This is a genomic window from Enorma phocaeensis, from assembly GCF_900186505.1.
Lineage (GTDB): Bacteria > Actinomycetota > Coriobacteriia > Coriobacteriales > Coriobacteriaceae > Enorma > Enorma phocaeensis.
Map to the genome: position 1 here is coordinate 429,972 of NZ_LT891968.1, position 13,775 is coordinate 443,746.

Below are 13,775 nucleotides of genomic sequence, written 5' to 3' on the forward strand. Positions count from 1 at the left end.
CAAATGGCTTGACACGCTAGGGGCTCGTGCGCGCAAGCATGCTCTGGCAAGTATATACTTAATGGACGCCAAGGGCACCGAAGCTGCTGTTTTGGCTTGGCAAGAGCATGTCTTTTCACCTAGATTGCGAGAGCTCACATGGGCGATGTCTTTTCCTTTTTGTTCAACACCCGCGAGGGCCTGGCTGTCCTCTTCTTCGGCGGCATCGTCGTCGTCGCCATCATTGCGTTTGTGCTCGAGAAGCGCACGAGCAAGCTGTACGTCGATCGTGGACCCAAGCAGGACGGCGAAGAGGATAGCTTCTTCTAACGGCGCAGCGCTGCAGTCCATCCTCGTCTGCCACGCGCCTCAACCCGTCCCTTCCTGCTCATCAGTTGGCTGCGAGCGTTAGGATGCACTATGGCATGGAAGTTTTCGCGTTCCGAACCGGACATCGACCCGTTCAACGCACCCGACCCCGTCATGCCCACCGACGAGCCGTCCTTCGAGATGGATGTCGATGACGGCGCCGAACGGTTGAGGCGCCATGAGGAGGAGCGGGGGCTCCGCACGTGGACGAGCGCTCATGGCAGGCACAAGGGCATTTCCGGCGCGCATCTGTCGAACAGCAGAGCAGAAAGCCACCAGGCACAGGCGGCAGAGCTGTTCGGCGAAACCGATCATGCCGAGGATTCATGGCGAGCACGCGCGGCTGAGCAGGCAAAACGCTCCGCTCGAACAGCCCGCTCCTCACGCGCGAAGCATGATCGCCACGCCTGGCACCGGCGCTTCGCAGCGCAAGCAACCGAGGGCACCGAGGGCGCACGACGCTCCGCGATGCGACGCCTGCGCACCGCCGTCGCTTTAGCGGTGTTCCTAGGAATCCTGAGCGTGTTCCTCGCCCCGCTTCTCTCCATGTGCTCCTCCGTGCTCGACGATGTCCTCACTACGCGCGAAGATGTCGGCAACATCGATTTCGAGTTCGATATCGAGTACGACCCGAGTATCTACAGCCAGGTCTGCGACGACTTCGAGGAGCTCGCGATCACCGCAACCGAAGACCGCCTCAGCCAGATCGCCGCCGGAGAAGGCGGCTACCTCGAGCGCGTTTCGGCGGCTTTTTCCTCGACGTTCGAGGCATACGCTGGCGTCGCGGCCGAGGAAGCCGGCGTCGATGCCCAAGAAGTTGCAAGCTGGATGCTCGCGCACAGCAGCTATACCCTGGAGGATTCCACCAGCTACGGCAGCGCCACCCAGGAGGGGTTCGAAATCACGAGCTCGGTTTACTTCGACTTCTCGATGCCCGATGTGGATAATGTGGTGAGCGACCTGTGGCTGGACATGCAGTATCGCGATCCAGCTATCTTTACCGGCGATTCCGTATCGGACGAAGAGCGCGCGACGGCGCAGGCGGCGGTCGCCGCTCTCATCGCTCAAGACGGCAGAGCGCAGATGAACGAAACCTACACCTACATGCATTACGCAGGAACTTCCACCCTCGAAGGCGAGGAGCTCGAGCTCACCTTCGACGAGGACGCATGGGACGATTCCACCAGATGGATTTTTGATGCGTAGACACACGGGCAGCGCCCGCACCGTTGACCGAGCAAAACCAACCGAAGAACACGTGCAGTTGCGAACGGAACGCTAAGATGGGTGCGTCGCGAGCACTCATGCCCGCGCACCTGCACGCAATCGATAGGAGATTTATGAGAGCCGTCCAGATCGCCCGGTGCGGCTTGTGCGTCGCACTGCTTGCCGTGTCCTCTGCTATCAGCATCCCCTTGGGCCCGGTGCCGTTCACGCTGCAGACGCTCACGCTCGCCATGCTACCCGTCGCCCTCGGCGGCAAGGATGCCGTCATCACCGTGGCGCTCTACCTGCTGCTCGGCGGCCTCGGCTTACCCGTCTTCTCCGGGTTCTCCGGCGGCATCGCAAGCATCGTAGGTCCCACCGGCGGCTATCTCTGGGGCTTCCTCGTGGGCACCATGCTCGCAGCGGCCATTCTGCAGCTTCACATCATCCCCGAGCGCCTACGCGAGGTCCTCGCCGCGATCGGCATGCTGCTCGTGGCGTACACGCTAGGGACCGCGCAGCTCATGCTTGTGACGGGCATGGACCTCTTCGCCGCGCTCGCCGTAGCCGTGCTGCCGTTCATGATCCCCGACGCCATCAAGCTCGTCATCGGCGCTCAGCTGGGCCATTCCGTGCGCCGCGCGACCTCGACCCGCACCGCCTCGGCATAATCAGCCGTCCTGCCATTACGGACGCGCTCCATTGACAGAGATGTCCCCGCCACGCAGCGCGCAGCGGGGACATCTTGCATACAGGACCGCTTATCAGACAATCGCGCCAAAGGAAACGCTCCCTATGGCGGATCCTATGGCAGAGGCGCTAGTTCTGCGGCGTGACGGGCGGAACGTTTCCCTGATCGTTCGCTTCGGAGGCAGCGAGCATCTGCTCGAACATCGAGGCGCTCTCCTTGAAGTTGGAAGGAAGCACCACGGTGGAGCTCTTGCCGGTGCGTGCGAACTCGGTCATCATCTCGGTCCACTGCGTGTACATGAACAGCAGGTTCGCCTCATCGTTGGATACACCCGTCTCCTGGATGCTCTCGAGCGAGTCCTTGATGCCCACGGCGATGGCCTTACGCTGATTGGCGATACCCTCGCCGGCCTTCTCCATGGCTTCGGCCTCGGCGAGCGCCTCGGTCACGCGGCGGATGCGGTCCGCCTCTGCCAGATCCTGCGCAGCAGCCTTGGTGCGCTGCGCCGCATTGATCTGATTCATGGAATCCTCGACCTCGGCAGGCAACGCGATGCGCGTGATGAGGGTCGACACGAGCGTGAATCCGTAGGCGGCCATCTGCTCGGAGACGGTGGCGTTCACGTCCTGTGCGATGTCGTCCTTCTTGGCGAAGACCTCGTCTAACGTGTAAACCGGAATGGACGAGCGCAGGGCGTCGGTGATGAAGTCGCGCATTTGGGCAACCGGCTGCTGCAGCATGTAATAGCTCTTGTAGACGCCGGAATCTGCGGGACCGCGACCCATATCGTACGAAACGTGGTACTGGACGGAAACCTCGAGGCCGATGGTCACGTTGTCCTCGGTCTTCGCGTCGATGTCGAAGCCGTTTTTCATCGTACGCAGCGAAACCGTGGCGGCTTTGCGGTCAATCACGGGGATCTTGGCGTGGATGCCAGCGCCCACGATCCCGTTGAATTTACCCAACCGCTCGATGATGACCGCGTGCTGCTGCTTGACCACGAAAAGCGTGTTCGCCAGCACCACGATCACGATGACGAGAATAATGATGAACCCGAAAAGCCCGCCGATACCGGCCAAAAATGAACCGACCATAGGGTGTCCTCCTAACATCCGCGAGATGCGCTACGGGATAGCATAGCAGGTTTATGCAGTAGCCCCGTCGATACCGCGTAAGGGTTTCGCAGAGCTTCCCGGTTCGTCGCTGGGAGCTCTTCCCATCGCTCCGCCCACGTTCGGAAACTGCATGAAGCCGCTTCAACAGGCGGCGTTTACCGTTCAGCGCCGGCATGCCACCGTCTCCCTCGATTGTTCGCACACCCATCGCAGAGCATACACATTTCAGGACGATTCTTGTGAGAAACTAGATGTTCACGCTGAACTGACGGGGACGGGCTATAGATTTCGGAGCGCGGCGCGCAATGCTTTTGGAACACATCACATCACCTCGAGATGTCAAGGCGCTCGACGCCGAGAAACTCCCGCTTCTCGGCGATGAGCTCCGGCGCGCCATCATAGCGAAAGCCGCAGCGGTCGGCGGACATCTCGCTCCCAATCTCGCCGTGATCGAGCTCGCCGTTGCCCTGCACCGCGTGTTCGATTCCCCGCACGACAAGATCGTCTTTGATGTTTCGCACCAGTGCTACGCCCATAAAGCGCTCACCGGCCGCGCGGCAGCATTTCTCGATCCCGCCGCGTTCGATCTGGTATCTGGTTTCTCCAACCCGCATGAATCTGAGCATGACCTGTTTTCGATGGGACACACCTCGACCTCGCTGAGCCTCGCCTGCGGCCTCGCCAAGGCACGTGACCTCGCCGGCGAGGACTTCGATGTGGTCGCCGTCATAGGCGACGGGTCGCTCTCAGGTGGCTTGGCGTTCGAGGGACTCGACGCCGCCGCAGAGCTCGGCAGCGGCATCATCATCGTGGTCAACGACAATGACCAGTCAATCGCCGAAAATCATGGCGGCATCTACGGCAACCTGGCTGCGCTGCGGGAGAGTTGCGGCGGCGTCGAGAACAACCTCTTCTGCGCCATGGGTTTCGAGTACCACTATGTCGACGCGGGCAACGATGTGTTCGCGCTCGTGGATGCGCTCTCCGAGGTACGCGGCACCGACCATCCCGTCGTCTTGCACATCCATACCGTAAAAGGAGCTGGCTTCAAGCCCGCCGAAGACGACCCGGAGGCTTGGCACCATGTAGGGTCCTTCGATCCCACAACCGGCAAGAAGAGCAAGCTCATCGGCGGCGACGTCCCACGAGGCACCTACGCTGATCTCACCGCCGAACACCTGCTTGAGCGAATGGACGAAGATCCACGCATCGTTGCCGTTACCGCAGGCATGCCCTACGTCATGGGCTTCACGCCCGAACGCCGCATCGAAGCTGGGAGGAACTTCGTCGATGTGGGCATCGCTGAAGAGCACGCCATAACCTATTGCACGGCACTTGCGCGCGGGGGCGCCACTCCCGTATTTGGCGTGTACGGCGCCTTCCTGCAGCGTGCCTATGATGAGCTATGGCACGACTTATGCCTGAACGGCGCTCCTGCAACCATCCTCGATATCGGAGCCTCGGTTTATGGCGCCAACGCCGAGACGCATCTCAACTTCTTTGACATCGCCATGCTCGGCAGCATACCGGGCCTGCGACTATTGGCCCCCTCCTGCTGCGAGGAGTATTTCGCCATGCTCGATTGGTCGCTGAACCAACGCAGTATGCCGGTGGTGATTCGCGTGCCCGTCGGCCCCGTGGTATCACGCCCCGACCTTGTGGCGACGCCCGGGAGTACGGATTTCTCCGTACCGTCCTATCAAATTGTGTGCGAGGGCGAGGACGTTGCGATTCTTGCACTCGGCGCGTTCCTGCCTTTGGGCGAGCAAATCGCCGATGCCCTTGCGACTCGCGGCATTCACGCAACCGTGGTGAATCCCCGCTTCGCCGCCGAACTCGACGAGGTGTTCCTCGCTGAGGCGGCGGAGCGCTACCGCGCGCTTGTAACGCTTGAAGACGGCGTGCTCGAGGGCGGTTGGGGCGAGAAGGTCGCCCGGTTCCTCGCCGCAGACGATATACGCATCCGCTGCTACGGCATCCGCAAAGGATTCCCGGACCGCTACAAGCCCGAGGAGCTGCTCGCAGAAAACGGCATCACCGTCGAGGGCATCACCGCGGACATCGAGGGCATGCTCGCATAATTATCCAGTTGTGAGTGACTATATCTGACTTTGCCCAGTAGCCCCGTCATCTTGGTTCATGAAATGCCAGCTCACAGGCTTGCGGGAATGTCGGCTACTCCGAGATCCACACACGAGCCACTCACTTCTGGAAAAAGACCATGGCACCAGCCCTCGAACGCTCGCCGACGCCTGCTGGGAACCCAAAATCAGGACCACCCGCATAGCGGGTGGTTTGCTCTTAGGGTGTAACCCTAGGGGCCCAGGCCAGGGACTCAAGTCCCTGGCCTGAACGAAGTTCAGGCCCGATAGCCCCTTGACTCGTGGCACGCCCGTCGAACGGGCGGGCCGCTACCCCCTACCGAACGGGTCCTCGTACTCCTTCACGCTCAGCCTGTCCAGCGCGATGTCGGCGGCCTCCTGCTCCCTGATGTACTTGGCGATCGTGGCCTCGTTCAGGCCGACGGTGGACACGTAGTAGCCCTCCGCCCAGAACTTCCTGTTCCCGAACTTGTACTTGAGGTTCGCGTGCCGGTCGAACATCATCAGCGAGCTCTTCCCCTTCAGGTAGCCCATGAAGCTCGACACGCTGATCTTGGGCGGGATGCTGACCAGCATGTGCACGTGGTCCGGCATCAGGTGCCCCTCTATGATCTCCACCCCCTTCCAGCGGCAGAGCTGCCTGAGGATCTCCCCGAGGTCCTTGCGGTATTGGTTGTATATCGCCTTCCTTCTATACTTCGGTGTGAACACGATGTGGTACTTGCAGAGCCACTTCGTGTGCGCGAGGCTGTTGGCCTTCTGCGCCATGGCTATCACCCTCCTCTTGGGGCTGGCGACCTGAACAATCACCATCCTAGGAGGAGGGCGGCCCGTTGCGTAGCATCAGTGGGATCCACCCGCGTAGCGGGTGGTTTTCAGTGGCGCGCTGCGCGCGCCACAGGGTTGATGACCCTTGAATCAGGACCACCCGCATAGCGGGTGGTTTGCTCTTAGGGTGTAACCCTAGGGGCCCAGGCCAGGGACTCAAGTCCCTGGCCTGAACGAAGTTCAGGCCCGATAGCCCCTTGACTCGTGGCACGCCCGTCGAACGGGCGGGCCGCTACCCCCTACCGAACGGGTCCTCGTACTCCTTCACGCTCAGCCTGTCCAGCGCGATGTCGGCGGCCTCCTGCTCCCTGATGTACTTGGCGATCGTGGCCTCGTTCAGGCCGACGGTGGACACGTAGTAGCCCTCCGCCCAGAACTTCCTGTTCCCGAACTTGTACTTGAGGTTCGCGTGCCGGTCGAACATCATCAGCGAGCTCTTCCCCTTCAGGTAGCCCATGAAGCTCGACACGCTGATCTTGGGCGGGATGCTGACCAGCATGTGCACGTGGTCCGGCATCAGGTGCCCCTCTATGATCTCCACCCCCTTCCAGCGGCAGAGCTGCCTGAGGATCTCCCCGAGGTCCTTGCGGTATTGGTTGTATATCGCCTTCCTTCTATACTTCGGTGTGAACACGATGTGGTACTTGCAGAGCCACTTCGTGTGCGCGAGGCTGTTGGCCTTCTGCGCCATGGCTATCACCCTCCTCTTGGGGCTGGCGACCTGAACAATCACCATCCTAGGAGGAGGGCGGCCCGTTGCGTAGCATCAGTGGGATCCACCCGCGTAGCGGGTGGTTTTCAGTGGCGCGCTGCGCGCGCCACAGGGTTGATGACCCTTGAATCAGCCCGGGGCGCGATCGCACCGATCGCGCCCCGGGGAAATAATCGACAGATCCCATCAAGGGTCTAGTCGTACTCTCGCAACGTTTAATCGAACTCCCGTAACGCCTCGGAAAGGCGAACAAGGCCCTCGCGCAACGTCTGCTCAGGAGCGCAGTAGCCTAAACGGGCACCGCAGGGCAGCTCGAACCGACCGCCGGGGACGAGCAGCACGCCACGCTCGCGCAGGAGCTTGAGGCAGAATGCCTCGTCATCCATGGGGATGTCGAACTGGATATACGAGGTCGACACCCCCTTGGGCGCGACCCAGCGAACACGAGGCTCGCTGTCGACCCACGCCTGCGCGATGGCGCGATTCCCCAACACGATCGAACGGTTGCGCTCGAGGATGCGCGCGCGGTTGCGAAGCACGTGCACGGCAAGGGCGTCGTTGAAGATGCCGCCGCAGATGAGCGTATAGTCGCGATAGGTGCGGATGCGGTCTGCCACCTCGGCGTTCGATACCGTCCAGCCGATACGCGCCGCCGGGACGGAATACGTCTTGGAAATGCTGTTGGTCACCACGGCGCGGTCATAGAGATCCGCCATGGAAACGAACCTCTCGGTATCCTCGAGCGGTAGGTACACCTCGTCGGAGAGCACGTAGGCGCCCACGGAACGGGCGATCTCGACGATCTGCTCGAGCGTCTCGCGCGGCAGTACCGTGCCGAGCGGGTTCGAGGCGTTGTTGATGCAGATGAGCTTGGTGTCGGGACGGATCAGCCGCTCAAGCTCCGCGATGTCGGGCTGCCAGCCCAGCTCCTCGCGGATGTGCCAGTACTCGACGTCGGCGCCGAGCGTGCGCGGGATCTCGTAGAGCGGCTGGTAGGTGGGGTACTCGGCGATCACATGGTCGCCAGGCTCCACGAGCGTCATGAGCGCAAGAAGATTCGCGCCGGTCGCGCCGTTGGTCTGGAGGATATTGTCAGGCTCGACATTCTCATAGAGACCGGCGACCTCATCCTTGAACTCGGGCGACCCCTCGATCCAGCCGTAGTTCATCTTCTCGCGCCCCAGTTGCTCGTAGAAGCCCGCGCCGTCCGTGCCGTCGAGCCGCAGGATCTCGTCCATGGTGAGCGATGCTATCGTGGACTGGGCGATATCGACCGTGGCGCTCTTCTCGTGGACGTTGAGCCATTCCTCGACGCCGATGGTGGCGATATTCATACGTGTTCTCCTTCCTTGCAGGCCCCTCGCGGACCAGCCGCGCCGAGACGTCGGCCTCCGCCGCCCCGGCGCGATGACACTACATTACAAAGTAATGACACCCATGGCGAGCAGGACGAGCGCGAGCACTCCGAGCGCGGTTATAACCGCGATGCCCGCCTTGTCCACCGCGCCGAGGGAAAGACCCTCGGACCTGCGGCCCTGCACATACACCACGAACCCCGGAATGTATCCGACGCAGGTGAGCAGCAGGTACGACCAGCCATTGAAAACGACGCCCACCACGAGGAACACCGTCGCCACGAGTCCGATGGCGAGCTGCGCCCCCTGTTTGGCCTCGTGGGCGCTCTTCACCTGGTACGCTGCGGCAAGCGCCCAGGTGATGACGATGGCAACCGTGCACATCGAGTATGCGAAATCGTAGGCATCCTCGCTCACGAGCAGGACGATGAGGAACGCCTGCGTGCAGACGCCAACGACCACGAGGCTGAGCTGCGGGGCTCCCTTTGAGTTGAGCTTGCCCCAAGAAGCGGGCAGCAGCTTGCTTGCCGCCATCTCAGAGGTGGTCTCGGCGGGAAGCATCGTGAACGAGAGCCACGAACCCAGGATCGAGATGATGATGGCCACCGAGATGAACGCGCCACCCCAGCCAGGTGCCATATCCTCGAAGATGTACACCATGGCGGGATAGTCGAGCGAAGCGATCTCGGTGTAGGGCATGTACCCGTACGGCAAAACAGAGCAACCGATGTAGATGGCCAGCAAGCACGCCAGGCCGATCACCGTCGCCTTGCCTACATCGCTTTTGCGCTCCGCGCGCGACGACATGACCGTAGCGCCCTCGATGCCGACGAAGACCCAAAACATGATGATGAAGCAATTCATGATCTGCTGGGTGACATCACCGAGCGAGACCGCATCGGCACCCGCCTGACCAGCAGCCACAGCATTGTTGTACAGCGTGCCCCAGAAATCGGACGTGAAGACCCCCGCGTCGAACATGAAGACCGAGAAGACCACGAACACGGCAAGCGAGGCGACCTTGCAGACCATGACGACGGCATTGAGCACCGAGGCGCTCTCGACGCCGCGAATCACGAAGATCGTAAGCAGCCACATGACAACCGACGAGATCGCGATGCAGGGAACGGTGTTGCCCGCAAGGAACGCTGGGAAGAAGTACCCCACGGTGGACATCATCATGGTCGCAAAAGCCACGTTGCCCAACCATGCCGAGAGCCAGTAGCCCCAACCCGACACGAAGCCCGCAAAGGGCCCGAATCCTTCCTGAGCGTACGAGAAGATTCCCGGCAGATCAGGGCGCTGGGCTCCGAGATTGTTGAGGGAGAGCGCGAGCGCAAGGAATCCCACGCCCACGATAAGCCAGGCGATAAGCGCGCTACCAGGAGCCGCCACCTGCGACAGCTGGCCCGAAATCGCGAATGCCCCGGAGCCTATGCACGAACTCACCACCATGCCGATGAGGCCGAACAGCCCGATTCCCTTCTTGCCTTCCTTCGCCTCTTCCATGGGCGAACCTCCTTCCCCGCGACCGGATGGAATCCGAGCGCTTCAAATGCGGTGCCGCGCGTACGGCGACCGACGTTTGGACTACAGGCGGATGGGGCTCAGCGCGGCATCCATGCTGGGGGACATGGCACCCTCGCCCCGTCCGCCTCAATCCCATCCTCATCTCCCCCGGATGCACGCAAAAGGGCTAAACGGGTTGTATCCTTCGTTGTATCTTGGTTCTACGCAAGTCCAAAGCGGGACTAAACCCTTACTAAACCGCAGGTCATCGGCTGCGTGCTAGATAATCCGCCGCAGCGGACCGCCTGCCGAAACCGGCCGGCATCGTCCAAGCTGGCAGCAAGAAGGCAGGTAAGATGGATGGGTGCCGAGCACGGCAGGCGGGTGCGCTCCTTTCGACCGAATGGAACGCCGCACGATGCCCGAGGCCCACCGCACGCCGCGTGAGGCACACCGCGTTACCCGAAGCAAGCCGCATCACCCAAGAGGAAAGAAGGAAGCAATTGGCGTTCTTCGTATTGCATTTCACGTTCTTCATGCTCCTCTCCTCCATCCTCACCTCGGCAAGCTGCCTCTCCGCCTACCTCGTCTCCCGTAGGCGGCTCTTCCTGCTCGCAGCGATCGGCTTTTGCTTCTACTTCTTCGACATCGCCTGGGTGTTCCAAGACAGCTTTGTTTCCGCCGGCCGCCCATGGAGGCTCGATACCGTGTACCTCACGGTCCGCTCAGCCGCCACCGTGGTCTCGGGCGTGGGCTTCATCTCGTCGTTCTGGCTGCTCGTATGCGATTACCTTGCCGTCAAAAGCCGTCCGGTGAAAGCGGTGCCCTGCGGGATCTTCCTCGTGGTAAGCATCCTGTCGCTGTTCTTTCCACCCACGACAGGCCTAGGGCGGTTCGCTTTCTACACCACGCGAGCCGTGTTCCTGTTCTGGATCCTAATCTATAGCGCCATTCGCTATCTCAGAACAGCGAGCACCGAGGAGCGGACGCGCATGCGCCGGGGAATAAGGATCTACCTTGTTGCTTGGTTGCTCGGCATCAGCGTGGTCGTGGAAGACGCGTTCTACTTCCTAGACCCCAATGCCGGCGGCATCCTCATGGAGCTTCGAGCGGTCGCTCCCGAGCGCAACTACAGCGAGAACGCGCTCATGATCTGCTGCATGGCAGCAGCCTGCAAGAGCGCGTTCAAAGCCCTGTCGCTCAGGTTCGACAACCCACCCACAAAAGCCACGGAGCCTCAGGAGGCTTTCGCCGCGGAGCATCTGCCGCACTTTGGCAGGAGGTTCCACCTCTCACCGCGCGAGCTTGACGTGCTCTCCCTTGTCATAGCGGGCAAGGACAACCAAAATATCGCCTCAGAGCTGCAGTTGTCGCCAAGCACCGTGAAGGTTCACATGCATAACATCCTCAAGAAGACCGGGTGCAGCGACCGCAGGAAGCTGATACAGGAATTCTGGAAAGAGACCTGATGGCGCATGGGGGAAGTCCGCACGGAGCGGCTCCTTGCGAGGAGCGATATGGGTCGACTGCCTCAGGCGCCCGCGCCCGCTCCCTGCTGAAGCCACGACACGAGCCCGTCCAGATACCAGCGCTCGAAGCTCGGCCTGTACACGAACTCGGGCATAGCCCATGTTGGAACCGTTTTGGCTACCGAGACCTCCAGAGATCTGACCGCTTCGGCATCGACGAGCGACCCGGTGATGATGAAGCGACCCGGGTTCATGGATGCAATCAGCGAGCGCATGACGAACCAAATGCCATCACATACTGCCTCCTGCCGTCATCTGCCGACGCTTTACCTAACGTTGATGTCCCCCATACACGGTAGGTGTCATACTTGCCCCAAGATTGCGGGCGACCGTACGATTGGAGACGTTCATGGACAACCAGCCTAACGGGTATCAGACACCCAACGGATACCAACAGCAACCTAACCAACCCAGCGGGTATCAGCAACCCAACCAGCCCAACGGTTACCCGCAGCAGGGGCCCACGGTTGTCCCTTCCTCAGTTGATAACGTTGCGATGGGCACGCTCGGCGCCTTCCTGGGATCGCTTGTCGGCGTGGCGTGCATCGTCATTCTTGGCAGGATCGGCATCATCTCCGCGCTGTCCGGTGTCGTCATGGCGCTCTGTGCGCTCATCGGATACGAGAAGCTCGGCGGGGCACTCACCATCCGCGGCATCGTGATCTCCATCGCATTCATCCTGATCATGACGTTTGTGGGCGATTATATCGACTGGGGCTTCGTTGTATCCGAGCAACTAGGCTATGGGCTCTTCGAGGCGCTCGGCGATATCCCGCGCCTGCTGGAGCGCGGAATCATCGATACCGGCAACTACATGGGCAACCTCGTCCGGCTCTATCTCTTCGCCGCGATCGGCGCCGTGCCCACGATTCTTTCGTTCATGCGCAAGTAGCTGAACCCCGGATACCGGTAGCTGGGCCACGACGCCGTCGGAGAGCGACGCGGCGCGCAGTGCACCCGCAGGACATCTCTGACGCGCCCGGCTGATTTCGAGGCAACGTACTAAAGAGAGAAGCGCCGGAAACCCATTCTCGTGCGCTATCAGAACGTTAAACCCTCCGCATCTCGGTACCCCTTGCCGCGGCAAGGGGTACACTGGTTGACGCGTGTTTTTGGGAGAGGAAGGACTACTATGCTCCGTATCGGACTGCTCACGAGCGGCGGCGACTGCCAGGCGCTCAACGCGACTATGCGCGGCATTGTGAAGACGCTCATCACCAAGAGCCCGGAGCCCGTCGAGATCTACGGCTTCGAGGACGGCTACCAGGGCATGATCTACCGCCGGTACCGCAAGATGGACGCGCATGACTTCAGCGACATCCTCACACGCGGCGGCACCATCCTGGGAACGAGCCGCACGCCGTTCAAGCGTCTCGACATCCCCGAGGCCGATGGCGTGGAAAAGGTGCCCGCCATGAAGCAGACCTACCACGACCTCAACCTCAACTGCCTGTTCATGCTGGGCGGCAACGGCTCCACCAAGACGGCGAACCGCCTGTCTCAGGAGGGCCTCAACGTCATCGCGCTACCCAAGACCATCGACAACGACACCTGGGGCACCGAGATGACCTTCGGCTTCACGAGCGCCGTGGAGATCGCCACCAAGTGCATCGACGACATCCACACTACGGCGAGCTCGCACGGCCGCGTGTTCGTAATCGAGATCATGGGCCACAAGGTGGGCTGGATTCCGCTGTATGCCGGCGTGGCGGGTGGCGCGGACGTGATCCTCATCCCCGAGATCCCCTACGACATGGACAACGTCATCAAGACCATCGAGAAGCGCATGGCCACGGGCAGCCGCTTCACCATCATCGCCGTAGCGGAGGGCGCCATCTCCAAGGCAGACGCCAACTTGCCCAAGAAGGAGTACAAGAAGAAGGTTGCCGCGCGCACGAGCCCGTCCATCGTGTACGACATCGCCAAAGAGGTCGAGGCCCGCACCGGCCGCGAGACCCGCGTCGCCATCCCCGGCCACACGCAGCGCGGCGGCATCCCCGATGCTCAGGACCGCATCTTCGCGACGCAATGCGGCGTGGAAGCGGCACTCGGCTGCTTGGAGGGCGAGTTCGGTTTCATGGTGGCGCAGCGCGAACGCCGCATGTGCCGCGTGCCGCTCGCCGAGGTGGCAGGCAAGCTCAAGTACGTCGATCCCAACTGCGACCTTATCCGTGAGGCAAAGGCGCTTGGCATCAGCTTCGGAGATGAGTAGCAGGCGGCACGCATCCTGCAGCGCGTAAACGAAACGCGGCCAATGCAATTAATAAGCGGCTATTCGATGCCTCGACGCGGCGCCTTCCCCAGCGGGGGCGCCGCGTTTCGCGTTCTCGAGCGACTGAGAGGGGGAATTCGCACAGGACTTTTCCAGTTCGATCATCTT

13 protein-coding genes are annotated in these 13,775 nt (G+C 61.5%); 7 read left to right on the forward strand and 6 right to left on the reverse strand.

Annotated elements, in window-relative coordinates:
- Positions 1-138: 138 nt before the first annotated feature.
- The 3 genes from C1717_RS10550 to C1717_RS02350 all read left to right on the forward strand — a co-directional run bounded on the left by C1717_RS10550 (position 139) and on the right by C1717_RS02350 (position 2,225).
- The gene (locus C1717_RS10550) at positions 139-309 is read left to right on the forward strand and encodes a DUF6724 family protein (RefSeq protein WP_180965806.1); all 171 of its coding nucleotides are present in this window, start codon (positions 139-141) and stop codon (positions 307-309) included.
- A 90-nt stretch (positions 310-399) separates the two neighbouring features.
- A complete protein-coding gene (locus C1717_RS02345) occupies positions 400-1,554 on the forward strand; it encodes a hypothetical protein (RefSeq protein WP_102371637.1) in 1,155 nt (384 codons plus the stop codon).
- Between the two features lie 134 nt (positions 1,555-1,688).
- Positions 1,689-2,225 (forward strand): biotin transporter BioY, encoded by a 537-nt coding sequence (locus C1717_RS02350; protein WP_102371638.1) that lies wholly within the window; start codon positions 1,689-1,691, stop codon positions 2,223-2,225.
- Positions 2,226-2,373: 148 nt separating this feature from the next.
- Here the strand turns inward: C1717_RS02350 and C1717_RS02355 are convergent, their stop codons facing one another.
- Entirely contained in the window at positions 2,374-3,339 is a 966-nt protein-coding gene (locus tag C1717_RS02355; protein WP_102371639.1) for an SPFH domain-containing protein, read from the reverse strand.
- Positions 3,340-3,665: 326 nt separating this feature from the next.
- On the opposite strand from C1717_RS02355, the gene C1717_RS02360 reads away from it, so the two are divergent.
- Positions 3,666-5,441, forward strand: a complete 1,776-nt coding sequence (locus tag C1717_RS02360) for a 1-deoxy-D-xylulose-5-phosphate synthase (RefSeq protein WP_102371640.1) — start codon at positions 3,666-3,668, stop codon at positions 5,439-5,441.
- Between the two features lie 330 nt (positions 5,442-5,771).
- Here C1717_RS02360 and tnpA (C1717_RS02365) read toward each other — a convergent pair whose 3' ends face one another.
- The 4 genes from tnpA (C1717_RS02365) to C1717_RS02380 form a co-directional block, all read right to left on the reverse strand.
- Entirely contained in the window at positions 5,772-6,230 is a 459-nt protein-coding gene (gene tnpA / locus C1717_RS02365) for an IS200/IS605 family transposase (protein WP_077071246.1), read from the reverse strand.
- Between the two features lie 292 nt (positions 6,231-6,522).
- Positions 6,523-6,981: an IS200/IS605 family transposase gene (gene tnpA / locus C1717_RS02370; RefSeq protein WP_077071246.1), complete on the reverse strand. Its 459-nt coding sequence runs from the start codon at positions 6,979-6,981 to the stop codon at positions 6,523-6,525.
- A 236-nt stretch (positions 6,982-7,217) separates the two neighbouring features.
- Positions 7,218-8,336 (reverse strand): aminotransferase, encoded by a 1,119-nt coding sequence (locus tag C1717_RS02375; protein WP_102371641.1) that lies wholly within the window; start codon positions 8,334-8,336, stop codon positions 7,218-7,220.
- Between the two features lie 84 nt (positions 8,337-8,420).
- Positions 8,421-9,866 carry a basic amino acid/polyamine antiporter gene (locus tag C1717_RS02380; RefSeq protein WP_102371642.1) on the reverse strand — a complete coding sequence of 482 codons (1,446 nt, stop codon included), beginning with the start codon at positions 9,864-9,866 and terminating at the stop codon, positions 8,421-8,423.
- Positions 9,867-10,369: 503 nt separating this feature from the next.
- On the opposite strand from C1717_RS02380, the gene C1717_RS02385 reads away from it, so the two are divergent.
- Complete coding sequence (locus tag C1717_RS02385; RefSeq protein ID WP_102371643.1) at positions 10,370-11,335, forward strand: helix-turn-helix transcriptional regulator; 966 nt, start codon at positions 10,370-10,372, stop codon at positions 11,333-11,335.
- Between the two features lie 62 nt (positions 11,336-11,397).
- Here the strand turns inward: C1717_RS02385 and C1717_RS02390 are convergent, their stop codons facing one another.
- The gene (locus C1717_RS02390) at positions 11,398-11,610 is read right to left on the reverse strand and encodes a hypothetical protein (protein WP_102371644.1); all 213 of its coding nucleotides are present in this window, start codon (positions 11,608-11,610) and stop codon (positions 11,398-11,400) included.
- 134 nt (positions 11,611-11,744) lie between these two features.
- On the opposite strand from C1717_RS02390, the gene C1717_RS10555 reads away from it, so the two are divergent.
- Both C1717_RS10555 and C1717_RS02400 read left to right on the forward strand, forming a co-directional pair.
- Positions 11,745-12,287, forward strand: a complete 543-nt coding sequence (locus C1717_RS10555) for a hypothetical protein (protein WP_180965807.1) — start codon at positions 11,745-11,747, stop codon at positions 12,285-12,287.
- A 240-nt stretch (positions 12,288-12,527) separates the two neighbouring features.
- Positions 12,528-13,607 (forward strand): 6-phosphofructokinase, encoded by a 1,080-nt coding sequence (locus tag C1717_RS02400; protein ID WP_102371645.1) that lies wholly within the window; start codon positions 12,528-12,530, stop codon positions 13,605-13,607.
- The last annotated feature ends 168 nt before the right edge of the window (positions 13,608-13,775 follow it).